The sequence below is a fragment of the Pseudomonas sp. RT6P73 genome (assembly GCF_054897715.1).
In genome coordinates, this window is record NZ_JBUBUV010000002.1 from 6,724,220 (window position 1) to 6,746,987 (window position 22,768).

22 protein-coding genes are annotated in these 22,768 nt (G+C 60.7%); 15 read left to right on the forward strand and 7 right to left on the reverse strand.

Annotation, left to right across the window (positions count from 1 at the left end):
• Window positions 1–110: 110 nt before the first annotated feature.
• Window positions 111–1,427 (reverse strand): bifunctional DedA family/phosphatase PAP2 family protein, encoded by a 1,317-nt coding sequence (locus ACYZT6_RS30970; RefSeq protein ID WP_462029873.1) that lies wholly within the window; start codon window positions 1,425–1,427, stop codon window positions 111–113.
• Between the two features lie 185 nt (window positions 1,428–1,612).
• Window positions 1,613–2,311: a DNA-3-methyladenine glycosylase gene (locus ACYZT6_RS30975; protein WP_462029874.1), complete on the reverse strand. Its 699-nt coding sequence runs from the start codon at window positions 2,309–2,311 to the stop codon at window positions 1,613–1,615.
• 189 nt (window positions 2,312–2,500) lie between these two features.
• On the opposite strand from ACYZT6_RS30975, the gene ACYZT6_RS30980 reads away from it, so the two are divergent.
• The 13 genes from ACYZT6_RS30980 (at window position 2,501) to ACYZT6_RS31040 (ending at window position 15,074) form a co-directional block, all read left to right on the forward strand.
• A complete protein-coding gene (locus ACYZT6_RS30980) occupies window positions 2,501–3,772 on the forward strand; it encodes a glutamate-5-semialdehyde dehydrogenase (RefSeq protein ID WP_462029875.1) in 1,272 nt (423 codons plus the stop codon).
• Between the two features lie 46 nt (window positions 3,773–3,818).
• Window positions 3,819–4,463, forward strand: coding sequence for a nicotinate-nucleotide adenylyltransferase (nadD, locus tag ACYZT6_RS30985; RefSeq protein ID WP_462030037.1), 645 nt, complete (start codon window positions 3,819–3,821; stop codon window positions 4,461–4,463).
• Window positions 4,464–4,535: 72 nt separating this feature from the next.
• Window positions 4,536–5,030, forward strand: a complete 495-nt coding sequence (gene rsfS / locus ACYZT6_RS30990; RefSeq protein ID WP_201116118.1) for a ribosome silencing factor — start codon at window positions 4,536–4,538, stop codon at window positions 5,028–5,030.
• Between the two features lie 9 nt (window positions 5,031–5,039).
• A complete protein-coding gene (gene rlmH / locus ACYZT6_RS30995; RefSeq protein ID WP_007937439.1) occupies window positions 5,040–5,507 on the forward strand; it encodes a 23S rRNA (pseudouridine(1915)-N(3))-methyltransferase RlmH in 468 nt (155 codons plus the stop codon).
• Window positions 5,508–5,517: 10 nt separating this feature from the next.
• Window positions 5,518–7,413 (forward strand): penicillin-binding protein 2, encoded by a 1,896-nt coding sequence (gene mrdA, locus ACYZT6_RS31000; protein ID WP_462029876.1) that lies wholly within the window; start codon window positions 5,518–5,520, stop codon window positions 7,411–7,413.
• A gap of 31 nt (window positions 7,414–7,444) precedes the next feature.
• Window positions 7,445–8,548: a rod shape-determining protein RodA gene (gene rodA, locus ACYZT6_RS31005; protein ID WP_074880374.1), complete on the forward strand. Its 1,104-nt coding sequence runs from the start codon at window positions 7,445–7,447 to the stop codon at window positions 8,546–8,548.
• 17 nt (window positions 8,549–8,565) lie between these two features.
• Complete coding sequence (gene mltB, locus ACYZT6_RS31010; protein ID WP_462029877.1) at window positions 8,566–9,576, forward strand: lytic murein transglycosylase B; 1,011 nt, start codon at window positions 8,566–8,568, stop codon at window positions 9,574–9,576.
• Window positions 9,576–10,589 carry a septal ring lytic transglycosylase RlpA family protein gene (locus ACYZT6_RS31015; RefSeq protein ID WP_462029878.1) on the forward strand — a complete coding sequence of 338 codons (1,014 nt, stop codon included), beginning with the start codon at window positions 9,576–9,578 and terminating at the stop codon, window positions 10,587–10,589. The genes mltB and ACYZT6_RS31015 overlap by 1 nt, the downstream gene beginning before the upstream one ends.
• A 182-nt stretch (window positions 10,590–10,771) precedes the next feature.
• Complete coding sequence (locus tag ACYZT6_RS31020) at window positions 10,772–11,929, forward strand: D-alanyl-D-alanine carboxypeptidase family protein (protein ID WP_462029879.1); 1,158 nt, start codon at window positions 10,772–10,774, stop codon at window positions 11,927–11,929.
• An 80-nt stretch (window positions 11,930–12,009) separates the two neighbouring features.
• A complete protein-coding gene (locus ACYZT6_RS31025) occupies window positions 12,010–12,285 on the forward strand; it encodes a DUF493 domain-containing protein (protein WP_008152827.1) in 276 nt (91 codons plus the stop codon).
• Window positions 12,285–12,932 carry a lipoyl(octanoyl) transferase LipB gene (lipB, locus tag ACYZT6_RS31030; protein WP_109635131.1) on the forward strand — a complete coding sequence of 216 codons (648 nt, stop codon included), beginning with the start codon at window positions 12,285–12,287 and terminating at the stop codon, window positions 12,930–12,932. Before ACYZT6_RS31025 ends, lipB begins: the two co-directional genes overlap by 1 nt.
• A gap of 1 nt (window position 12,933) precedes the next feature.
• Entirely contained in the window at window positions 12,934–13,959 is a 1,026-nt protein-coding gene (gene lipA, locus ACYZT6_RS31035; RefSeq protein ID WP_109786349.1) for a lipoyl synthase, read from the forward strand.
• A gap of 164 nt (window positions 13,960–14,123) precedes the next feature.
• Window positions 14,124–15,074, forward strand: a complete 951-nt coding sequence (locus ACYZT6_RS31040; protein WP_462029880.1) for a S66 peptidase family protein — start codon at window positions 14,124–14,126, stop codon at window positions 15,072–15,074.
• Window positions 15,075–15,164: 90 nt separating this feature from the next.
• On the opposite strand, the gene ACYZT6_RS31045 is transcribed toward ACYZT6_RS31040, so the two are convergent.
• The 5 genes from ACYZT6_RS31045 to leuS all read right to left on the reverse strand — a co-directional run bounded on the left by ACYZT6_RS31045 (window position 15,165) and on the right by leuS (window position 21,277).
• Complete coding sequence (locus ACYZT6_RS31045) at window positions 15,165–16,487, reverse strand: lytic murein transglycosylase (RefSeq protein ID WP_462029881.1); 1,323 nt, start codon at window positions 16,485–16,487, stop codon at window positions 15,165–15,167.
• 62 nt (window positions 16,488–16,549) lie between these two features.
• On the reverse strand, window positions 16,550–16,714 hold the full coding sequence (gene arfA / locus ACYZT6_RS31050; protein ID WP_003176285.1) for an alternative ribosome rescue factor ArfA: 165 nt from the start codon (window positions 16,712–16,714) through the stop codon (window positions 16,550–16,552).
• A 184-nt stretch (window positions 16,715–16,898) separates the two neighbouring features.
• Window positions 16,899–17,936, reverse strand: coding sequence for a DNA polymerase III subunit delta (holA, locus tag ACYZT6_RS31055; protein WP_462029882.1), 1,038 nt, complete (start codon window positions 17,934–17,936; stop codon window positions 16,899–16,901).
• Between the two features lie 39 nt (window positions 17,937–17,975).
• Complete coding sequence (locus ACYZT6_RS31060) at window positions 17,976–18,581, reverse strand: LPS-assembly lipoprotein LptE (RefSeq protein ID WP_462029883.1); 606 nt, start codon at window positions 18,579–18,581, stop codon at window positions 17,976–17,978.
• An 89-nt stretch (window positions 18,582–18,670) separates the two neighbouring features.
• Window positions 18,671–21,277, reverse strand: coding sequence for a leucine--tRNA ligase (gene leuS, locus ACYZT6_RS31065; RefSeq protein ID WP_462029884.1), 2,607 nt, complete (start codon window positions 21,275–21,277; stop codon window positions 18,671–18,673).
• A gap of 257 nt (window positions 21,278–21,534) precedes the next feature.
• On the opposite strand from leuS, the gene ACYZT6_RS31070 reads away from it, so the two are divergent.
• Both ACYZT6_RS31070 and ACYZT6_RS31075 read left to right on the forward strand, forming a co-directional pair.
• Window positions 21,535–21,855 (forward strand): hypothetical protein, encoded by a 321-nt coding sequence (locus ACYZT6_RS31070; RefSeq protein WP_462029885.1) that lies wholly within the window; start codon window positions 21,535–21,537, stop codon window positions 21,853–21,855.
• Window positions 21,856–21,961: 106 nt separating this feature from the next.
• Window positions 21,962–22,723 (forward strand): YdcF family protein, encoded by a 762-nt coding sequence (locus ACYZT6_RS31075; RefSeq protein ID WP_462029886.1) that lies wholly within the window; start codon window positions 21,962–21,964, stop codon window positions 22,721–22,723.
• Window positions 22,724–22,768 lie beyond the last annotated feature (45 nt).

Consider the following 22,768-nt stretch of genomic DNA (forward strand, 5'->3'; position numbering starts at 1 on the left):
CTGGACAGGTCGCGCAGGCGCAAGTAAGCGCCACCCTCGCAGGAAAAATCCTTTAAGGGTGGTGAGGAGGGAGTCTACGTGGTTCAGGTGAAACGAGGCGAGCGGGTATTTCAGTAGGCGTAGCGCAACATCACATGGGGCAGATGGCGAAAGGCGAAAAGACTGAACGTTGCCAACAATGCCGGCAGGATCAGCCACCACACCTTGAACGGCATGGCGTTGAGCAGCGCCTGGCGCTGGCTCAGCCACAAACTCGCCGCACACACGCAGGCAGCCAGCATGGCGCCGGCCAGTACATCGGTTGGCCAGTGCGCGCCCAGATAAACCCGGGACAAGGCGATCGACAGCGCTGGCAGGCAGGCCAGCAGCAGCCAGGTCAAACGCATCCGCGGCGGCTGCCCGCGACCAGCGAGTACGGCCAAGGTCAGAAACAAGGCGAACGCCCCCGAGGCATGGCCGCTGGGCATGCTGTAGCTGGTCAACGGATCGGTCAGCACCTCCGGGCGTATTCGGGCGAAGAAGTTTTTGGTCGCTGTATTCGCCAAGGCCGTGCAGAGCAGGGTGCCGCCGGCGAAAATCGCCTGGCGCCACTGTCGCGTGAGCAGCAGCAAGGCGGTCAGCAGGGCGCTGAACATCAACATGTTGCGAAACTCGCCGATCAGCGTGAAGGTGACGGCCACTTCATCGAGCATCGGGCTGCGGTGTTCCTGCACCAGGGTCATCACGCCTTGGTCAAGCGCGGTCAGGTGCGGGTAGCCGATGAACAGTCCCGCCAGAATCAACAGGCCGAGGCCGGCTATATAGGCGGTGGCATGGCGATGGCGGCGCAGGCTGCTGGTCACGCTCAAGCCGATCATTATCGCAATGCTGCCGGCGACGATCCCTGCTTCAGGCCAGAAACCGTCGGGTAATGGCAAGCGAATCGCCGCGCCCGTGGCCCAACCGGGCAATAGGTACGCGACGCTCCAGCCCGCGGCGGCCAGCAAGCTGACAGCGGCGAAACGCGGGAACGGCATGTCGAACATACCGGCGACCATTGGCAGCATCGGGCGCAGCGGGCCGATGAAGCGTCCGACCAGCAAGCTGGCGATGCCATAGCGCTGGAAATACGCCTCGGCGCTGGCGATCCATTCCGGATGATGGCGCAACCCCGGCAGGCGCCGGATGTTCTGGTGGAAATGTCGGCCGATAAAGTAGGAAACGATGTCGCCCAGCACGCCGGCGACGAACCCCAGCAAAAGCGTTTCGCTCAATGACAGCGCGCCGCTGCCGGCCAGTACCGCTACGGCGAACAACAACACCGTGCCGGGCACGATCAACCCGGCAATCGCCAGGCATTCCACAAATGCGACTATGAACACCGCCGCGGCCAGCCATTGCGGGTTAGCCGACAACCAACCGGTCACGCTATCGAGCCATGGGCCCATAAAAACAACTCCATTGAATTTCTATAATCGCCTGAAAGGGACGAACACAGTTTCCCAAACACCACCGAACCCTGAGGGAGCGAGCCTGCTCGCGATGGCGTCGTGTCAGACGCCACCAACATCGCCTGGACGGACGCTTTCGCGAGCAGGCTCGCTCCTACAGTGGATTCGCGTTAAATCAAACATCAGGACAGCAAAAAATAATCGCGACCTTCGACCTGCCCCCGTCGCAGCGGGTTCCGTGTGCAATACGGCGCGTAAGCCGCATCGACGAAGCGGTACATCAAATGCCCATCACGCCCATGGGGAATGCCCAGGCGCGTGGTTTGAATGATGTGAGCAGGCGCCGGGCCGACGTCTTCGACCAGCAACACCTCATGGTCAAAACGCTTGGCATCCCAGACCGGCACCTTCAAACCCAGCGACTTGCAGAGCAACGTCTGCCCGGCGCAAAGCTTTTGCGAAGGGCGAGGGCGGCCTTGTGCGTCGGGATTGTTCAACAACATCTGCGCCAGGCTCGCGGGCCCGCTCAACTCATCGACCCATGGATAGGCGGATTTGATCAGCACTGCGTTGCCCGGCCCCTGGGCGCTGAAGTTCAGGGAATCACCGCCGCGAGCGTAATACATATAGATATGCCCGCCATCCAGAAACAAAGCCTTACGCTTTTCTGTGTAGCCGAGGGACGCATGGCTGCCTTTTTCTTCGCAGTAATAGGCCTCGGTCTCAATAATCCGGGCGCTGAGCCAAAGATCGCCGACCCGATGACGGATGACCTTGCCGAGTAAATCCCGGGCCAGGGTTTGGGCGTCTCGGTCGAAAAACGCGTCCGGGAGCCCCGTGGGCAGGCTTGCAGCGGACGCTCGAACAGTCAGGTTGGACATGATGAACGGTGTTAATCAAGGCTGATTGAGTCGTGATGATAACAATTTGCAGCTTAATCCCGGCTGAACGTCGGCAAATTGCCCTCCATTTCGACCATCCGCCCGTCACCGCTGTTAGTCCCGGGACGCGACAGCTATAATCTGCCGCTTTACTCTTTACCAAGACCTTAGCAAAGACCTCCATAGACAATGACTGAGTCCGTTCTTGACTACATGACCCGCCTGGGTCGCGCCGCCCGCGAGGCTTCTCGCGTCATTGGCCGTGCCAGCACCGCGCAGAAAAACCGCGCGTTGCAGGCTGCTGCCAATGCGCTGGACGCTGCACGCGCCGAGCTGACGGCTGCCAATGAACTGGATTTGGCCGCGGGTCGCGCCAACGGTCTTGAGCCGGCATTGCTTGAACGTCTGGCGCTGACCCCGGAACGCATCGACGGCATGATCGTCGGTTTGCGTCAGGTGGCGGCATTGCCGGACCCGGTCGGCGCGATCCGCGACATGAGCTTCCGACCGTCGGGCATTCAGGTCGGCAAGATGCGTGTGCCGTTGGGCGTGATCGGGATCATCTACGAATCCCGGCCGAACGTGACCATCGATGCCGCGAGCCTGTGCCTGAAGTCCGGCAACGCGACGATCTTGCGTGGCGGTTCCGAGGCGATAAATTCCAACCGTGCGATTGCCGCCTGCATTCAACGTGGTCTGGCCGAGGCAGAATTGCCCGCCGCCGTGGTGCAAGTGGTCGAAACCACTGATCGTGCGGCCGTTGGCGCGTTGATCACCATGCCGGAATACGTCGACGTCATCGTGCCTCGTGGTGGACGTGGCCTGATCGAACGGGTCAGTCGCGATGCCCGCGTGCCGGTGATCAAACACCTGGACGGCATTTGCCACGTCTACGTCAGCGCCCACGCTGATCTGCCGAAAGCCCAGCTTATCGCCTTCAATGCCAAGACTTACCGTTATGGCATCTGCGGCGCCATGGAAACGCTGTTGGTGGATCAAACCGTGGCCAAAGATTTCCTGCCGTCGATGGCTGCACAGTTCCGCGAAAAAGGCGTCGAGCTGCGTGGTTGCGAGCGCACCCGGTCGATCATCGAGGCTGTTGCGGCAACTGAAGAAGACTGGAACACCGAATACCTGGCACCGATTCTCTCGATCCGCGTCGTCGACGGGCTGGACCAGGCCATCGAACACATCAATCGGTACGGCTCGCATCACACCGACTCGATCGTCAGCGAAAACCTCGCCGACACACGGCGTTTTGTGGCGGAAGTCGATTCGTCGTCGGTGATGATCAACACCCCGACCTGCTTCGCCGATGGCTTCGAATACGGATTGGGTGCCGAGATTGGCATTTCTACTGATAAGCTGCACGCCCGCGGCCCGGTGGGCCTCGAAGGGCTGACCTGCGAGAAGTACATCGTGGTCGGTGATGGCCAGTTGCGCGGCCAGGCGTCGGTCTGACTTGGGCGACCTCAAACCGTCAGCCCCGCAAATCGCCAGCGAGCCTGTGCCTCGACGCATTGGCGTCCTGGGCGGGACGTTCGACCCGGTGCACATCGGCCATTTGCGCGGTGCGCTGGAAGTCGCCGAATCGTTGGCGCTTGATGAATTACGCCTGACACCCAGTGCCAGGCCGCCACATCGCGGTACGCCGCAGGTGTCGGCAAAGGACCGTCTGGCGATGGTCGAGTGCGCGGTGGCCGGTGTGGCGCCGTTGGTGGTGGACGCCCGCGAATTGCAGCGGGACAAACCGTCCTACACCATCGACACCCTGGAACTGATGCGTGCCGAATTGGCCGCCTCCGACCAGGTTTTTCTACTTTTGGGCTGGGACGCATTTTGCGGCCTGCCCACTTGGCACCGCTGGGAAGAGTTGCTCCAGCATTGCCACATCCTGGTGCTGCAACGCCCGGATGCCGACAGCGAACCGCCGGATGCCTTGCGCAATCTGTTGGCGGCACGCTCGGTGAGCGACCCGCTGGCCCTCAAAGGGCCGAGCGGACAGATTGCATTCGTCTGGCAGACGCCGCTCGCGGTATCCGCCACCCAGATCCGTCAACTGCTGGCCAGCGGTAAGTCGGTACGTTTCCTGGTGCCCGACGCGGTCCTGGCCTACATCGATGCGCACGGACTCTACCGTGCGTCGAACTGAAAAAGGGAGCGCTTCAAAACACGTGAACGCGTGTACCGAAGCGCCCGAACATACGAGCAAAACGAGTTTTATATGACGAACAAAGACGTAACTAAAGTAAAGCGCAAAGGCACGTTCAAGAGCGCTCCGCTCCCTGAGCCGGTTCTCAGCACCGAGCCCCTGAAGGGTGATGAGCTGGTCAAGGTTGCCGTAGCCGCCCTGGAAGACGTCAAGGGCCAGGACATCCAGGTCATCGACGTTCGTGAAAAGCAGAGCATCACTGACTACATGATCATCGCTACCGGTACTTCGAACCGTCAGATCGGCGCGATGCTGGACAAGGTTCGCGAGGCCGTCAAAGCCCTGGGCGTCAAGCCGTTGGGTGAAGAAGGCAAGGGCGACAGCGATTGGGTACTGCTGGACATGGATGATGTCATCGTTCACATGATGACTGCCTCGGCTCGTCAGTTTTACGACCTCGAGCGTCTGTGGTCCGGTGCGGAACAGAGCCGTGCTCTGAACGCGGCTCACCACAGCCCGGAAAACACCCATGAGCACTTCATCAAGCTCAACAAAGACCAGCAATAAGGGACCGCTGTGCGACTGCGACTGATCGCCGTCGGTTCACGCATGCCCAAGTGGGTGGAAGAAGGCTGGCATGAATATGCCAAGCGTCTTCCGTCCGAGCTGGCGCTGGAACTGGTGGAAATACCGCTCAACACCCGTGGCAAGAACGCCGACGTGGCGCGCTTCATCCGTCAGGAAGGCGAAGCCATGCTGGCGAAGGTCGGGCCGAATGAGCGTGTTGTGACCCTCGAAGTCCACGGCAAGCCCTGGAGCACCGAGCAGTTGGCGGTCGAGCTCGATCGCTGGCGGCTGGACTCGCGCACGGTGAATTTCATGGTCGGCGGCCCCGAAGGGCTGGCGCCGGAAGTGTGTGCGCGGGCCGATCAGCGCTGGTCGTTGTCGCCGTTGACGTTGCCGCACCCGCTGGTGCGGATTCTGATCGGCGAACAGCTGTACCGTGCCTGGACAGTCTTGTCCGGCCACCCTTACCACAAGTAGTTCTGCCCTCATGCCCCAGCCGATCCGCATCAAGGACCACGAAAAAGACGCCCGTCTGGTGCGTGGCCGCGTCGTGTTCGGGGCAATTGCGGTGGTGTTGCTGATCTGTGTGCTGATCGCGCGGCTGTATTTCCTCCAGGTGATTCAGTACGAGTACCACTCGACCCTGTCGGAAAACAACCGCGTCCATGTGCAGCCGATTCCGCCAACGCGCGGGCTGATCTTCGACCGCAATGGCGTGGTGGTGGCCGATAACCGGCCCAGCTTCAGCCTGAGCATGACCCGCGAACGGTCCGGCGACTGGCAGCAAGTGCTCGACGTGATCGTCGAAGTGCTGGAGCTGACGCCCGAAGATCGGGTGATCTTCGAGAAGCGCATGCGTCAGGGGCGCCGGCCTTTCGAGCCGGTGCCGATCCTGTTCGAGCTGACTGAAGAGCAGATCGCCCGGATTGCGGTGAATCAGTTCCGACTGCCGGGGGTGGAAGTGGTCGCGCAGTTGGTGCGTCACTACCCGCAGGGTCCGCACTTTGCGCACTCGGTGGGCTACATGGGGCGGATCAACGAGAAAGAGCTGAAGTCGCTCGATCCGGTCAATTACAGCGGCACCCACCACATCGGCAAAACCGGCATCGAGCGTTTCTACGAGCCCGAGCTGCACGGTCAGGTGGGTTACGAAGAAGTCGAGACCAACGCTCGGGGCCGCGTCTTGCGCGTGCTCAAGCGTACCGATCCGATTCCCGGCAAGGACATCGTCCTGAGCCTGGACATCAAATTGCAGGAAGCTGCCGAAGCGGCACTCGGCGGTCGTCGTGGTGCGGTGGTGGCGCTGGACCCGAAAACCGGCGAAGTGCTGGCGATGGTCAGTGCGCCGAGTTTCGACCCGAACCTGTTCGTCACCGGCATCGGCTTCAAGGCCTATGCCGAGCTGCGCGATTCCATCGACCGGCCACTGTTCAACCGCGTGCTGCGCGGCCTGTACCCGCCGGGCTCGACCATCAAACCGGCGGTGGCAATTGCTGGCCTGGATGCTGGCGTTGTGACCGCGTCGAGTCGGGTGTATGACCCAGGCTATTACCAGTTGCCCAACTACGATCACAAATACCGTAACTGGAACCGTACCGGTGACGGCTACGTCGATCTCGACACGGCGATCATGCGGTCCAACGACACCTACTTCTACGACCTGGCCCACAAGCTGGGAATCGATCGCTTGTCGGCGTACATGACCAAGTTCGGCATCGGCCAGAAGGTCTCGCTGGACATGTTCGAAGAGTCACCGGGGCTGATGCCGACACGGGAATGGAAGCGTGCAACCCGACGTCAGGCCTGGTACCCGGGCGAAACGCTGATTCTGGGGATCGGTCAGGGCTACATGCAGTCCACGCCATTGCAACTGGCCCAGGCCACGGCGCTGGTCGCGAGCAAGGGTGTCTGGAACCGTCCGCACCTGGCCAAGACCGTCGAAGGCGAGCGGCCCAAGGATGAAAACCCGATTCCGGACATCGTCCTGCGCGACCCGTCCGACTGGACCAGGGTCAACCACGGCATGCAGCAGGTGATGCACGGTGCCCGGGGTACGGCGCGCAAGGCGGCGATCGGTGCGCAATACCGCATCGCGGGTAAAAGTGGTACGGCCCAGGTGGTCGCGATCAAGCAGGGCGAGAAGTACGATCGCTCCAAGGTTCAGGAACGCCATCGCGACCACGCCTTGTTCGTCGGCTTCGCACCGGCCGACGACCCGAAAATCGTAGTGTCGGTGATGGTCGAGAACGGTGAGTCCGGTTCCGGCGTCGCCGCGCCCGTGGTGCGTCAAATCATGGACGCCTGGCTTCTGGACCAGGACGGTCGGTTGAAGGCCGAATACGCCAGCCCTATCAGTGCGGAGGCTACGGCCCGTGAAGAGTAATTTCGATCGCATCCTCTCCAGCGAGGATGTGATGCGTCGCCGCGCGACGCTGTTGCAACGCATGCACATTGATGGCCCGCTGCTGATCCTGCTGCTGACCCTCGCCGCCGGTAGCCTGTTCGTGCTGTATTCGGCCAGTGGCAAGAGCTGGGACCTGCTGGCCAAGCAAGCCACTTCGTTCGGCATCGGCCTGGTGTCGATGATCGTCATCGCCCAGTTCGAGCCGCGTTTCATGGCTCGTTGGGTGCCGGTCGGTTATGTAATCGGCGTGCTGTTGCTGGTGGTGGTGGACGTCATGGGCCACAACGCCATGGGCGCCACGCGCTGGATCAACATTCCGGGCGTGATTCGCTTCCAGCCTTCGGAGTTCATGAAGATCCTGATGCCGGCGACCATCGCCTGGTACTTGTCCAAGCGCACCTTGCCGCCGCAGCTCAAGCATGTGGGTGTCAGTCTGTTCCTGATCGGTTTACCGTTCATTCTGATCGTGCGCCAGCCGGACCTCGGCACTTCGTTGCTGATCCTCGCTGGCGGCGCATTCGTGTTGTTCATGGGGGGGCTGCGCTGGCGCTGGATCCTCAGCGTGCTCGCCGCGGCGGTGCCGGTGGCAGTCGCCATGTGGTACTTCGTCATGCACGATTACCAGAAACAGCGCGTTCTGACGTTCCTCGACCCGGAAAGTGATCCGCTGGGCACCGGCTGGAACATCATTCAGTCCAAAGCCGCGATCGGTTCCGGTGGCGTGTTTGGCAAAGGCTGGCTGCTCGGCACTCAGTCGCACCTGGACTTCCTGCCGGAAAGCCACACCGACTTCATCATTGCGGTCATGGGCGAAGAATTCGGCCTGGTCGGCATCTGCGCACTGCTGCTGATTTACTTGTTGTTGATCGGTCGTGGGCTGGTGATTACCGCCCAGGCCCAGACATTGTTCGGCAAATTGCTCGCGGGCAGCCTGACCATGACGTTTTTTGTTTACGTTTTCGTCAACATCGGTATGGTCAGTGGCCTGTTGCCGGTCGTGGGGGTGCCGTTGCCGTTCATTAGCTACGGAGGAACTTCGCTGGTAACGCTGCTGTCAGCGTTTGGGGTTTTGATGTCGATCCATACCCATCGTAAGTGGATCGCACAGGTTTGAATAAGGTGAAGATGTCAATGCAAGTAATGCGTGGCTGGGCGACTCGATACGCGCCGTGGGTCGGCCTGGTAAGCATCCTTGGCACAGCGCAGGACGCGTTGGCCGGCGATTACGAAGGCTCACCCCAGGTGGCCGAATTCGTCGGTGAAATGACCCGCGACTACGGTTTTGCCGGTGAACAGCTGATGGGCGTGTTCCGCGAAGCCGAGCGCAAGCAGTCGATTCTGGACGCGATCTCGAAGCCTGCCGAACGGGTCAAGCAGTGGAACGAATATCGCCCGATGTTCATCACCGATGCGCGCATCGCCCGTGGTGTGGATTTCTGGCGTCAACACGAGGCCGTTCTGGCCCGTGCTGAGCAGGAATACGGCGTTCCTGCGCAGGTGATCGTTTCGATCATCGGTGTTGAGACCTTTTTCGGCCGCAATACCGGCAATTTCCGGGTGATCGACGCCTTGTCGACCCTGGGTTTCGACTATCCTCCCCGTGCCGAATTCTTCCGCAAGGAATTGCGTGAGTTCCTGTTACTGGCCCGTGAGGAACAGGTCGATCCGCTGACCCTCAAAGGCTCATACGCCGGCGCAATGGGCTTGCCACAGTTCATGCCGAGCAGTTTTCGCGCCTATGCGGTGGACTTCGACGGTGATGGCCACATTAATATCTGGACCAATCCTGACGATGCCATTGGCAGCGTCGCCAGTTATTTCAAGCGTCACGGCTGGGTCGCCGGCGAGCCGGTGGTCAGCCGGGCCGATGTGCGTGGCGAGCAAGTGGACGAAGGTTTGACGACGGGCATCGAGCCGACTAAAACGGTCGGGGAGTTGCGAGCCTTGGGCTGGTCGAGTCATGATGCGCTGCGCGATGATATGCCGGTCACGGCTTTCCGCCTGGAAGGTGACAATGGCACTGAATACTGGATGGGCCTGAAGAATTTTTACGCAATCACGCGTTATAACCGCAGCGTGATGTACGCCATGGCGGTACATCAACTGTCTGAACAGCTGGTCCAAGCACGGGGCGTCAAGTAATGCGGGCATTGCCTATGAATAAACCCCTGAAGCTGATGGCATTTGCCGCGTTGGCGATGCTGGTCGCCAGTTGTTCGACCAGCCGCGCGCCGGCTCAGAAATCTTCATCCCCCGCCGTGCGCTCGACGCCGGGGCTGGACATCAACCGTGCGCACAAAGATGGCGCGCCGTGGTGGGACGTCGACGTATCGCGCATCCCGGATGCCACGCCGACCCTGCACTCCGGTCCTTATAAAGCCAACCCGTACACCGTGCTGGGCAAGACGTACTTCCCGTTGCAGGAATCCAAGACCTATGTCGCCTCGGGCACGGCGTCCTGGTACGGCACCAAATTCCACGGGCAGAACACCGCCAATGGCGAGGTGTATGACCTGTACGGCATGAGTGCCGCCCACAAGACATTGCCACTGCCAAGTTACGTTCGGGTGACTAACCTGGACAACAACAAGAGCGTGGTCCTGCGGGTCAACGATCGTGGGCCGTTCTACTCGGACCGCATCATTGACTTGTCCTACGCAGCCGCGAAAAAACTCGGTTACGCCGAAACCGGCACAGCGCGGGTCAAGGTCGAGGGCATCGATCCGCAACAGTGGTGGGCACAAAAGGGCCGTCCGGCGCCTTTGATGCTCAACGAGCCGCAAGTAGCGCAAAATGCCGCGCCGACGATTACCGCTTCGGCTGGCACCGTCGAGCAATGGACGCCTCCGCCGCAGCAACATGCGGCGGCCGTAGTGCCCGTGCAGATTGATGCAAAAAAAAACGCTTCTGTACCAGCCTCTGGCCAGTATCTGCAGGTGGGCGCGTTCGCCAACCCGGACGCTGCAGAACTCCTGAGATCGAAGCTCAGCGGGATGGTGAGCGCTCCGGTGTTCATCAGCTCGATCGTGCGCAACCAGCAGACCTTGCACCGGGTGCGCCTGGGGCCGATCGGTTCGCCGGGTGAAATCCAGCAAGTGCAGAACAGCGTGCGTCTGGCCAATCTCGGTTCACCGAGCGTGGTCACCGCCGAATAATACGTAATACTTGAGTGACGGTTCGCTTGCGGTTTGGGGGGTGGACCTGGTTGTTGGCTCGTTGAAGAACAAAAGCCCGGCAAGGGTTCTGAGTGAGCAACTGAACACGCGATGGCCCGTTAGAAGGTCATCTAGATTAGTTTTGCCTTCGGGCAGTTTCCATTAGCGATTTCGAGAGACGGATGAACATCACCACCTTTGCCAAACGCCTGTGCCTTCTAGTTCCGCTGCTCCTCTCACCTGCCGCATTTGCGGTCGAGATGATGCCGTCGCCGCCACAACTGGCCGCCAAAGCCTATGTGCTCATGGATGCCAGCAGCGGCAACGTGCTGGTAGAGAACAACGGTGATCAGCGTCTGCCGCCAGCCAGCCTGACCAAGCTGATGACCGCGTACATCGCGACCCTGGAAATCCGTCGTGGCCAGATCGGTGAAAACGATCCGGTGACCGTCAGCGAAAACGCCTGGCGTACCGGCGGTTCGCGGATGTTCATCAAGGTCGGCTCGCAAGTCACTGTCAGCGACCTGCTGCACGGCATCATCATTCAGTCGGGTAACGACGCCAGTGTTGCGCTCTCCGAGCACATCGCCGGCAGCGAAGACGCCTTCGCCGACATGATGAACAAAACCGTGGCCGACCTTGGCATGACCAACAGCCACTTCATGAACCCGACCGGCCTGCCGAACCCTGAGCACTACTCGTCGGCTCACGACATGGCCGTGCTGGCTCGCGCGATCATCCACGAAGACCCGGCTCACTATGCGATCTACTCGCAGAAAGAGTTCTTCTGGAACGGCATCAAGCAACCGAACCGCAACCTGCTGCTGTGGCGTGACAAGACCGTCGACGGTCTGAAAACCGGTCACACCGACGAAGCCGGCTACTGCATGGTGTCTTCGGCCGTACGTGATGGCATGCGCCTGATCGCCGTGGTGTTCGGCACCAACAGCGAAGTGGCACGTGCCTCTGAAACCCAGAAGCTGCTGACCTACGGTTTCCGCTTCTTCGAAACCCAGACCTTCTATCAGAAAGGCGCCGAGCTGGCTCAGTCTCCTGTCTGGAAAGGCAGCACCAATCAAGTCAAGGCTGGCCTGGCTGAAGACTTGACTATGACCCTGCCAAAAGGCCAGCTGAAAAAGCTCGCCGCCAGCATGACCATGAACCCGCAACTGGTTGCGCCAATCGCCAAGGGCGACGTGATCGGTAAAGTCGAAGTGAAACTGGATGACAAGGTGGTGCACAGCGCCGACCTGATCGCCCTGGACGCTGTCGAGGAGGGTGGTATCTTCCGCCGCATGTGGGATAGCATCCGTCTATTCTTCTACGGCTTGTTCAACTGAATTAGTGTGGACTTGCATGGCCCCGCTCCAGTCCGGAGCGGGGCCATGTTCGTTGCCACGGCTTACGAGGCCGTTACGCCATGACAGATACCGAAGTAAAGGCGCCAAAGATCGAATTCCCCTGCGCGGATTACCCAATCAAGGTGATCGGCGATACCGGCGTGGGTTTCAAGGACAAGATCATTGCGATCCTTGAGAAACACGCGACCGTTGACCACAAGACCCTGGCCGAGCGCCAGAGCACCAACGGCAAGTACACCACTATTCAGTTGCACATCATCGCCACCGGTCAAGAACAGCTGTACGACATCAACAGCGAGTTGCGGGCTACCGGTTTCGTGCACATGGTGCTGTGATGTCTGGCACGCTGGGCTTTCGCGAGCTCGGCCAGATGGCTTACGAGCCGGTCTGGCATGCCATGCAACGCTTCACCAACGAACGCGGCAGCGATGCCGCGGACGAGATCTGGCTGGTCGAACATCCGCCGGTGTTCACTCAAGGCCAGGCTGGCAAGGCCGAGCACTTGCTGCTTCCGGGGGATATCCCGGTGGTGCAGGTCGATCGCGGTGGTCAGGTGACTTACCACGGTCCCGGCCAATTGGTGGCCTATCTGCTGCTCGACGTGCGCAAACTCGGGTTCGGTGTGCGTGACCTGGTCACCCGCATGGAACACTGCCTGATCGAGCTGCTGGCCAGCTACGGCGTGACCGCGGCGGCCAAGCCTGATGCACCGGGTGTCTACGTCAACGGGGCGAAAATAGCGTCCCTGGGTTTGCGGATCCGCCACGGTTGCTCCTTCCATGGCCTGGCCCTGAACGTGGACATGAACCTGGAACCGTTTCGACGGATTAATCCCTGCGGTTACGCCGGGCTGGCGATGACCCAGCTGAGCGATCACGCAGGATCGATTGAATTTGCCGAGGTAAGTGCCCGGCTGCGCGCGCAGCTCGTCAAACACCTCGACTATGCTGAGCAGACGACCCTAACGGGCGGAATCGACTGATATGACTACTGATGCAGTGCAAACCATGATCCCGACGCTCGATGTTACCGAGCGTCCGGCCCCGCGTGCCAAGGTTGAAGCCGGCGTCAAGCTGCGCGGCGCCGAGAAGGTTGCACGCATCCCGGTAAAGATCATTCCGACGACCGAACTGCCCAAGAAACCTGACTGGATCCGCGTGCGCATCCCGGTTTCGCCGGAAGTCGACCGCATCAAGGCCCTGCTGCGCAAACACAAGCTGCACAGCGTCTGCGAAGAAGCGTCCTGCCCGAACCTCGGCGAGTGCTTCTCCGGCGGCACCGCGACCTTCATGATCATGGGCGACATCTGCACCCGTCGCTGCCCGTTCTGCGACGTGGGCCACGGTCGTCCGAAGCCACTGGACGTCAACGAGCCGGAAAGCCTGGCCATCGCCATCGCCGACCTGAAACTCAAGTACGTGGTGATCACCTCGGTAGACCGCGACGACCTGCGTGACGGCGGTGCCCAGCACTTTGCCGACTGCATCCGCGAGATCCGCAAGCTGTCGCCGAACGTGCAGCTCGAAACCCTGGTCCCGGACTACCGTGGCCGCATGGACGTCGCGCTGGAAATCACCGCGGCCGAGCCACCGGATGTGTTCAACCACAACCTGGAAACCGTGCCTCGCTTGTACAAGGCCGCGCGTCCGGGTTCGGACTACCAGTGGTCGCTGACCCTGCTGCAACGCTTCAAGCAGATGATGCCGCACATTCCGACCAAGTCCGGCCTGATGCTGGGTCTGGGTGAAACCGACGAAGAAGTCATCGAAGTCATGAAGCGCATGCGCGAACACGACATCGACATGCTGACCCTGGGCCAATACCTGCAACCGTCCCGCAGCCACTTGCCGGTTCAGCGTTTCGTGCACCCGGACACCTTCGCCTGGTTCGCCGAGGAAGGTTACAAGATGGGCTTCAAAAACGTCGCTTCCGGCCCGCTGGTACGTTCCTCGTATCACGCCGACGAGCAGGCGAAGCTGGTTAAAGCTGAATTGATGTCTTCTCTGTAATAAAGCGCCCGCAAGGTTTTTCAGCCTTGCGGGCGTTTTTGTTGGCCGTGCCTACGGCCACTACAGTCTTTTCCTGCAACCTGCGGGGCGACTGATCCTCTTCTGTTTGTCCCCGTTCCTGACTACTGTGTGTGCTGAAGTTTTTCGCGCAGGGAGATTCATGGATGACCGTTCGACCGACTCACACGCTGTTTCCTCACTCACCCGTTCCGGCCTTGCCCTCGGAAGGGCTGATCGGCGTCATTGCGCCTGCCGGTCCGGCCGGGCTCGATACCGATAGAGCCGTGGCCTGGATGCGCGCTCGTGGTTATGCGCTGCGGATATTCCCCGGAGTGTACGAGCAGGATGGCTACCTGGCCGGTAGCGACGACGTGCGGCTCAATGACTTGCACGCGGCGTTCGCCGACACCGAAGTCGACGCGATCATTTGTCTGCGTGGCGGTTACGGCACGCCGCGGTTGCTCGATCGCATCGATTTCGAGTTGCTGCAAAACAACGCCAAGCCGTTCATCGGTTACAGCGACATCACGGCGCTGCACGTGGCAATCAGTCGTTATGCCGGTTTTGTGACCTTTCACGGTCCGCTGCTCAATGCCGATCTGCTGGGCGAGAAGCAAAAACCGACCGAGTCTTCGTTTTTCAACATGCTCAGAGGGCATATGAAGGCGGGCAGTGTGATTTCGCACCCCGTGGCCTACCCGTTGACCACGATCGAGCCAGGCATTGCTCACGGGCGTTTGCTGGGGGGCAATCTGTCGATGATAGCCGCGACCATGGGCACGCCATATGAGATGGAAGCTGAAGGCGTCATTCTTTTTATTGAGGACATCAACGAGCCGCTGTATCGCATCGACCGCTTGCTGACTCACCTGCGTCTGGCCGGCACGCTCGGCAAATTGCGCGGGGTTTTGGTGGGGGATGTGGCGGGGGTTGATGCGGTGGCGCTGGAGCGTTTGCTCAAGCAGACATTCGAGTCGTTGCGGATTCCGGTGCTGGCCGGGTGGCGCAGCGGGCATTGCGATCCGAACCTGACGTTGCCGATGGGCGCGCTGGTTCGATTGGATGCGGGGAAGAAGGAATTGGTGTTGGAGCAGGATGTTGTAATCAAGCGGTAGAACTGTAGTGCCTGATAGTCAGTCTTCGCGGGCAAGCCTCGCTCCTACAGATTGCGTGATCTGTAGGAGCGAGGCTTGCCCGCGAAGCTTTTAACGGTTACGCAGGCCTTCAAGCAACTTGTGCGTCGGATACCCGTCCGCCGGCCAGCCAAACGACTGCTGTGCACTGCGGATCGCTTTGCGGGTGTTGGCGCCGATAATCCCGTCAGCAGTGCCCGCATCGTAATTCTGTGCGCTCAGCAGGCTTTGCAGTTCGATCCGCTCGGTGCGGCTCAACGGCAAATCATCTTTTGGCCACGCTCCGCTGATCAGGCCCGCCCCGTTGAAACGCTCGGACAATAGGCTCACCGCCAAGGCATAAGACGACGAGTTGTTGTACTTGAGGATCGCGCGGAAGTTGTCGAGCACCAGGAACGCCGGGCCACGATAACCGGCCGGCAGCAGCAGGGCAGCAGACAGGTGTTCGGAACCTGCCGGAACCTGGGCGCCATTGGGCAGCGAGACACCTAACTGTTGCCATTCAGCGACGCTCTTGCGAATCGTGCCGTCGGCCAGAACGTAGTTGAAGCTACCCGGCAACTGCACTTCGAAGCCCCATGGCTGGCCTCTCTGCCAGCCGGAGCTTTGCAGGTAGTGTGCGGTCGACGCCAGCGCATCGGCGGGGCTGTTCCAGATGTCGCGGCGACCGTCACCATCGAAGTCCACGGCGTGGGTGTTGTAGGTGGTCGGGATGAACTGGGTCTGGCCCATGGCGCCGGCCCAGGAGCCGAGCATTTTCTCTGGCTCGATATCGCCTTGCTGCAGGATTTGCAGGGCAGCGATCAGTTGCGCATGAGCAAAGCCTGGACGCCGGCCTTCGTAGGCCAGGGTCGCCAGGGAGTTGATCACTGACTTGCTGCCCTGGAACTGACCGAAGTTACTCTCCATGCCCCACACCGACACCAATGCCTGGCGATCGACGCCGTAGCGCTGTTCGATGCTTTGCAGAATGTCGGCGTATTGGCTGACCAGCGCCTGACCTTTGCGTACCCGCAGGGGCGACAGAGCACCATCGAGGTATTCCCACACCGGGCGGGAGAATTCGGGCTGGCTGCGATCGGCGCGGATCACGCTGTTGTCCAGGCTGATATTGGCGAAGGCGCGGTCGAACAGATCGGCGCGAATGCCGGCGGCCAGCGCATCCTTGCGGAAACCCGCCTGCCATTCGGCAAAGGTCTGGGTGGGCTGGATGTCGAGGTTTTCACCGGTCGGCACCACGGGCGGAATGACCGCAGGGGCTGTCGCGACGGGAAGGGTCTGAAGCGGCTGGGCGTCGGCGGCGGTCGGTTTTTCCGCGCAGGCGACAAGCAAAATGAGGCTGGAGGCAGCGATCAGTTGGCGCAGGGGCCAACGACGGGAAAGACAAAGGGGCATGCACAGGTCCAGGGAGTACGAATCAGGTGCAGACCTTAACATGTTGAGCGGACGCTTGCCTTTCAGGCCGCCAGAAAGTAAGAAGCCTCCCAGCTATTAGACTGGAAGGCTTCGCGGCGGTAGCTGCCTTTGCCCTTGCCGGCTCGTTCCTGACGGCTGCGGAACAGTGGCTGGGCGATGATGGATTTGGCCTTGTTGGGGCCATGTTTGGATGGCTTTTTGCTCATGGTGATTGCTCGCGTGTGAGGTTGGTTTTTGCGGGGGAAATAATCTGCTGAAGTTGCGGGTCTGTCCAGCCCCACATTGTGTAGGACCTTTCGGACGCCTTCGCGGGCAAGCCTCGCTCCTACGGATCACGCTACCTGTAGGAGCGAGGCTTGCCCGCGAATGGCCGTTATGCAGTCGAACGCCTTACTCGCCGGGCAGCGACAGGCGTTGGCCAGCCATCAACAACGACAACCGACTCAAACTCATCCACGGCGACCCGGCCGCCTGACCCTTGATCTGCGCATCAATGCGCTGCGCTTCCAGCAACAACTGCGCCCAGCGTTGCGCCGGGTAGCGTTGCAGGGCTTTGCTCATCAGCGGTTTGCGCTTGTCCCAGACCGGCGGACGGGCCTGGCTGAAGGCTTTGTCCAGTGGCACACCCTGGCTGTACTGCAGCGAAAGGTTGGCCAGCAGACGCAGTTCCCGGGCCAGCGCCCAGAGAATCACGGGGGGTTCGACGCCTTCACCGCGCAGCCCTTCGAGGATGCGCAGGGCATGGGCGGCTTCGCCGTTGAGAATCGCGTCGGTCAGGCCAAAGACATCGAAGCGCGCACTGTCGGCCACCGCCGCTTGCACGGTCTCGACGGTGATCTGGCCACCTTCGGCCATCAGCTTGAGCTTTTCGATTTCCTGGGCGGCGGCCAGCAGGTTGCCTTCCACTCGCGCGGCAATCAGTTCCACGGCATCCTGGCTGGCAGAAAGCCCGGCCTGGGACAACCGTTGACGAATCCAGCTCGGCAACTGGTTGGCATCCACCGGCCAGATCTGCACGAACTGCGTCTGCTGTCCTTCGACCAGCGCCTTGCCCCACTTGGTTTTCTGCGCGCTGCCATCCAGCTTGGGCAGGCTGATCAGCAGCACCGTGTCTTCGGCCGGGCGCGAGCAGTACTCGATGAACGCGGCGGCACCTTTGTCACCGGGTTTGCCGGACGGCAATCGCAGTTCCAGCAGGCGCTTTTCGGCAAACAACGACATGCTCGCGCCGGCCTGCAGCAACGTACCCCAGTCGAAACTGGCGTCGGCGGCGAAGACCTGGCGTTCGTCGAAGCCCTGTTGACGAGCGGCTGCACGAATGGCGTCGGCGGCTTCCTGGCACAGCAACGGGTCATCACCACTGATGATGTAGACCGGTGCGAGGGCACCTTGCAGGTGTTTACCGAGTTGGGCGGGGGCGAGTTTCATAAGAGAGGGCGAACGGGGCGCCTGGGCGCCCCGTAAGTCTTACTGCTGCGGAATTTCGATGGGCGACTGACGCGGGGTTTCCGCTTCAGCTTTCTGCGCCGCTTCCAGTGCCTGGGCTTCGGCTTTTGCCTTGGCGTCGGCGGTCTGTTGCAGCTGGTCCAACTGAGTCGGCGTGAGTTGTGACAGGCGCAGCATCATGCGTTGAACCAACTCGCGACGGCTTTCTACGCGAGCAGTAACGGCTTCCTGGTCGGAACCCACCAGGTTGTTGCCGTCGTGGATGAAGATCTTCTGCACTTCGAGCTTGTCGCTCAGCAGCGGCAGGTTTTGTGCGCCACGGATGTCGTAGCTCAGCACGGTGCTCACCTGATATTCGCCAGTACGGCCGGCACCGGCGTAGCTGAGGATGCGCTGGCTTTCCTGTTCATCGGTCAGCACCAGTTTGTACGGCGCTCCGGTGTAAACCTTGACGCCGCTGCTTTGCAGCACTTGACGCAATTGCGTCACGGTTTCGCCGTAGGCGTTGCGGGCGCTCAGATCGAGCTCCTTGATCGCCAGTTCATTGGTGCCGGTGCCGCGCAGCTGGAAACCGCAGGCGCTCAACAGGACTGCAAGGCCCATCACCAGCAGATTGCGTTTGATCATCTTGTTGCTCCCCTTGAAACCATGTGGGCCGATCGTGCGGCCCGAAAGGTTTTACTCGGCGCCAGGCTCACCTGGCGCCTGATCCAATTTTAGCTGGCGACGATATTGACCAGTTTCCCGGGCACTACAATCACTTTACGAATAGTCAGGCCGTCGACGAAGCGCAGCACGTTCTCGTTGATACGGGCAGCGGCTTCGACTTCTTCGCGAGTCGCGGTGGCCGGCATTTCGATCTGGCCGCGCAGCTTGCCGTTGACCTGGATGACCAGCGTCAGGCTGTCCTGCACCAGCGCGGTTTCGTCCACCACCGGCCAGCCGGCGTCGATCACAGGGCCAGCGTGACCCAGTTGATTCCACAGCTCGTGGCTGATGTGCGGGGTGATCGGAGCCAGCAGCAACGTCACGGCTTCCAGACCGTCGTGAACCAGTGCGCGATCCTGTTCGGTGCCTTGCGCGGCTTTTTCCAGCACGTTCATCAGCGTCATCACCTGAGCGATGGCGGTGTTGAATTTGTGGTTCTGGCCGACGTCGTGGCTGGCCTGCTTGATGGCCAGGTGGATCGAACGGCGAATGGCTTTCTGCTCGTCGTTCAGGCTGGCGACGTCCAGTTTGCCCGGCAGGCCCTGGGTGACGTGGGCTTGAGCGAGGCGCCAGACGCGCTTGAGGAAACGGTGCGAACCTTCGACGCCGGAATCGGACCATTCCGCGCTCATGTCAGGTGGCGAGGCGAACATCATGAACAGGCGGCAGGTGTCTGCACCGAACTGGTCAATCATCGACTGAGGGTCGACGCCGTTGTTCTTCGACTTGGCCATCTTCTCGGTGCCGCCGATTTCCACCGGCAGGCCGTCTGCGATCAGCTTGGCGCTGATGACCTTGGCCTTGCTGTCGCGTTCGAGTTCGACGTCCGCCGGGTTGAACCAGGTGTAGGCACCGTTGGCTTCGCGACGATAGTAAGTCTCGGCGATCACCATGCCTTGGGTCAGCAGGTTCTTGAACGGCTCGTTGGAGTTCACCAGGCCTTCGTCACGCATCAGCTTGTGGAAGAAGCGCGCGTAGAGCAGGTGAAGAATGGCGTGTTCGATACCGCCGATGTACTGATCCACCGGCAACCAATGGTCGGCCGCGGATTTTTCCACCAGGCCGCCTTCATAGTGCGGCGAGGCGTAACGGGCGTAGTACCACGACGACTCGACGAAGGTGTCCATGGTGTCGGTTTCACGCTTGGCAGGCTGGCCGCATTTCGGGCAAGCGCACTCGTAGAACTCAGGCATGCGCGCCAGCGGCGAACCGGCGCCATCCGGCACCACGTCTTCCGGCAGTACCACAGGCAATTGATCTTCCGGGACCGGCACATCACCGCAGGTGGTGCAGTGAATGATCGGGATCGGGCAGCCCCAGTAGCGCTGACGGCTGATGCCCCAGTCGCGCAGGCGGAACTGGGTACGCGAAGCGCCAAGGTTCTTCTTGATCAGCGCAACTTCGATGGCGTCGAAGGCACCTTCGAAGTCCAGACCGTCGAATTCACCGGAGTTGATCAGCGTGCCGTGCTCGCCATAGGCGTCTTGCCACGGGGCCGGGTTGGTCTCGCCGGAGCTGGTGCGCACCACCGATTTGATCGGCAGGTCGTACTTGTGGGCGAACTCGAAATCGCGCTCGTCGTGAGCTGGCACAGCCATGACCGCGCCATCGCCGTAGTGCATCAGCACATAGTTGGCGACCCATACAGGCAGCTTCTCGCCAGTCAGCGGGTGCTCGACGAACAGGCCGGTAGGCAGGCCTTTCTTCTCTTGCGTGGCGACGTCGGCTTCGGCAACGCTGCCGCCCTTGCATTCGGCGATAAACGCTTGCAGCTCAGGGTTGTTCTGCGCGGCCAGGGTGGCCAAATGGTGTTCGGCGGCCACGGCAACGTAGGTGGCGCCCATCAGGGTGTCCGGACGGGTGGTGAACACCTTCAGCGCGCCGGTTTCGCCGATGGAGTCGACGTTGTACGGGAACTGCACTTCCATGCCGCGGGATTTGCCGATCCAGTTGCGCTGCATGGTCTTGACCTGTTCAGGCCAGCCAGTCAGTTCGTCGAGGCTCTCCAGCAGCTCATCCGCGTAGGCGGTGATCTTGAAGTAGTACATCGGGATTTCGCGCTTTTCGATCAGCGCGCCGGAACGCCAGCCGCGACCGTCGATCACCTGTTCGTTGGCCAGAACGGTCTGGTCGACCGGGTCCCAGTTCACGGTGCCGCTTTTTTTGTAGATCACGCCTTTTTCGAACAGGCGAGTGAACAGCCATTGTTCCCAGCGGTAGTAATCAGGCTTGCAGGTGGTTACCTCGCGGGACCAGTCCACCGCCAGGCCCAGGCTGCGCAGCTGGGTTTTCATGTAGGCGATGTTTTCGTAGGTCCACTTGGCGGGCGCTACGTTGTTCTTCATCGCGGCGTTTTCCGCCGGCATGCCGAAGGCGTCCCAACCCATGGGTTGCAGGACGTTCTTGCCTTGCATGCGCTGATAGCGGGAGATCACGTCGCCGATGGTGTAGTTGCGCACGTGCCCCATGTGTAGCTTGCCGCTGGGGTAAGGGAACATCGACAGGCAGTAGAAAGTCTCCTTGCCTGGCTGTTCACTGACTTCAAAGGACTTTTGCTCGTCCCAGAACGACTGGGCGGCGGCTTCGATTTCACGGGGCTGATATTGTTCGTGCATGGCTACTTTTGAACTGAATAGGGGTGGCCTAATCCTCTTCAATGCAACGCTGGACGGTGACGACGCCAAATTGGCGTTTCGGTGCCCAGACGAGCTGGAAGTGGAGTTACAGGAAGCGCCGTAGCATACATGACCGCGCTCTGCCGAGGGAAACCCTGATTGCACCCCGAGGGCCGTTGGTCGCGGCACTCAGCCGGTTTGTTCATGGAAGCTAAGCTCTAAATGGGGAGCGATTCTTATCTTCAATGAGGTGAGGGATGGCCGAGTCACAGCAAAAAGTCACGAAACCGGTGCTGTATGAAAGACTGATCGATCGTCTGGGGATGGCCCTGGACGCTGCAAAAACCGCTGACCGGCTACGCGATGAGCGTCCCTTGGAGCTGGAACTGCGTGGGTTGAGCCCCGCAGAGTTTGCACTGGTCAAAGCCTATCTGGATCGCAGTGAACGTGAAACACACGGATGCTTGTCCGCAGCAGTGAAGCAACTCGACGCACCACGTTCGGCCAAGATCATCTGGCTCAAGGACAAGGCACCTGGCAGGGACTCGGAAAAGGTCCGGTCTCTGCAATTCAAGTAACGGCTACAAGCCATGACCCATGGTTTATTCAAAGCATAATCCTTCCGCATTTGTTGTCGCATTGCGTCAACCCACTTAGGCTTCGGGCATCTTATGGAGATGCTCGATGCCTTTTCGCTATTTCGTGAAACAACTTCTTTTGCCCCCCGGCATTCTGTTGCTGTTGCTGGCTCTTGCGTGGTGGTTGCGCCGCTCAAGGCCAAGGCTTGCGGGCGTGTGCTTTGCCTTGGGTTTCGGCGGCTTCTTATTGATGAGTTTGCCGGTGGTGGTGCAGTGGGGCGCCAAGGCCCTGGAAAGTGAGCCGCCACTGGCACGCGAGGAGTGGGCCACTCTGGGTCAGCGCGCGGATGCGATTGTGCTGCTGGGTTCCGGGCGTGAGCGTGGCGATACTGCCTGGGGGGCTGATCAGCCGACGGGTATTGGTCTGGAGCGTGAACGATATGCTGCACGCCTGGCCAAGGCTTCCGGGTTGCCCATTCTCACCAGCGGCGGCCTGCATTACGGCACGCCGCCCACTGAAGCGAAGTTGATGGCGGATTCGTTGCTCGATGATTTCGGCGTGACCGTGCGTTGGCAGGAAGGGCGTAGCCGCACGACCTGGGAGAACGCGCAGTTCAGCGCCGAGGTGTTGTTGCCGCAGGGAATCAAGCGGGTAGTGGTGGTCACACAAGCCTGGCACATGCCGCGATCGGTCTGGAGCTTTGAACAGGCAGGGTTTGAAGTGGTGCCGGCGCCGGTGGGGTTTTTAGGCGTGGACAATGCCCGGCCGCTGGGCGGCTGGATGCCGGAATTCAAGTCGATCTGGCAGAGCGGGCAATTGTTGAATGAAGCGGTGGGGCAAATCGGGTATTCGATGTTTTACCGCTGAAAATCAAAAGATCGCAGCCTCGTTTCACTCGACAGCTGCTACAGG

What these genes read in the sequence shown, in the direction of transcription:
- ACYZT6_RS31025 (WP_008152827.1), top strand. Translation starts at nt 12,010, where the DNA reads ATGACAGATACCGAAGTAAAGGCGCCAAAGATCGAATTCCCCTGCGCG.
- holA (WP_462029882.1), bottom strand. Translation starts at nt 17,936, where the DNA reads ATGAAACTCGCCCCCGCCCAACTCGGTAAACACCTGCAAGGTGCCCTC.
- mltB (WP_462029877.1), top strand. Translation starts at nt 8,566, where the DNA reads ATGCAAGTAATGCGTGGCTGGGCGACTCGATACGCGCCGTGGGTCGGC.
- ACYZT6_RS30970 (WP_462029873.1), bottom strand. Translation starts at nt 1,427, where the DNA reads ATGGGCCCATGGCTCGATAGCGTGACCGGTTGGTTGTCGGCTAACCCG.
- lipA (WP_109786349.1), top strand. Translation starts at nt 12,934, where the DNA reads ATGACTACTGATGCAGTGCAAACCATGATCCCGACGCTCGATGTTACC.
- ACYZT6_RS31015 (WP_462029878.1), top strand. Translation starts at nt 9,576, where the DNA reads ATGCGGGCATTGCCTATGAATAAACCCCTGAAGCTGATGGCATTTGCC.
- ACYZT6_RS31060 (WP_462029883.1), bottom strand. Translation starts at nt 18,581, where the DNA reads ATGATCAAACGCAATCTGCTGGTGATGGGCCTTGCAGTCCTGTTGAGC.
- ACYZT6_RS30980 (WP_462029875.1), top strand. Translation starts at nt 2,501, where the DNA reads ATGACTGAGTCCGTTCTTGACTACATGACCCGCCTGGGTCGCGCCGCC.
- lipB (WP_109635131.1), top strand. Translation starts at nt 12,285, where the DNA reads ATGTCTGGCACGCTGGGCTTTCGCGAGCTCGGCCAGATGGCTTACGAG.
- ACYZT6_RS30975 (WP_462029874.1), bottom strand. Translation starts at nt 2,311, where the DNA reads ATGTCCAACCTGACTGTTCGAGCGTCCGCTGCAAGCCTGCCCACGGGG.
- rsfS (WP_201116118.1), top strand. Translation starts at nt 4,536, where the DNA reads ATGACGAACAAAGACGTAACTAAAGTAAAGCGCAAAGGCACGTTCAAG.
- ACYZT6_RS31070 (WP_462029885.1), top strand. Translation starts at nt 21,535, where the DNA reads ATGGCCGAGTCACAGCAAAAAGTCACGAAACCGGTGCTGTATGAAAGA.
- ACYZT6_RS31045 (WP_462029881.1), bottom strand. Translation starts at nt 16,487, where the DNA reads ATGCCCCTTTGTCTTTCCCGTCGTTGGCCCCTGCGCCAACTGATCGCT.
- ACYZT6_RS31040 (WP_462029880.1), top strand. Translation starts at nt 14,124, where the DNA reads ATGACCGTTCGACCGACTCACACGCTGTTTCCTCACTCACCCGTTCCG.
- rodA (WP_074880374.1), top strand. Translation starts at nt 7,445, where the DNA reads ATGCGTCGCCGCGCGACGCTGTTGCAACGCATGCACATTGATGGCCCG.
- ACYZT6_RS31075 (WP_462029886.1), top strand. Translation starts at nt 21,962, where the DNA reads ATGCCTTTTCGCTATTTCGTGAAACAACTTCTTTTGCCCCCCGGCATT.
- leuS (WP_462029884.1), bottom strand. Translation starts at nt 21,277, where the DNA reads ATGCACGAACAATATCAGCCCCGTGAAATCGAAGCCGCCGCCCAGTCG.
- mrdA (WP_462029876.1), top strand. Translation starts at nt 5,518, where the DNA reads ATGCCCCAGCCGATCCGCATCAAGGACCACGAAAAAGACGCCCGTCTG.
- ACYZT6_RS31020 (WP_462029879.1), top strand. Translation starts at nt 10,772, where the DNA reads ATGAACATCACCACCTTTGCCAAACGCCTGTGCCTTCTAGTTCCGCTG.
- arfA (WP_003176285.1), bottom strand. Translation starts at nt 16,714, where the DNA reads ATGAGCAAAAAGCCATCCAAACATGGCCCCAACAAGGCCAAATCCATC.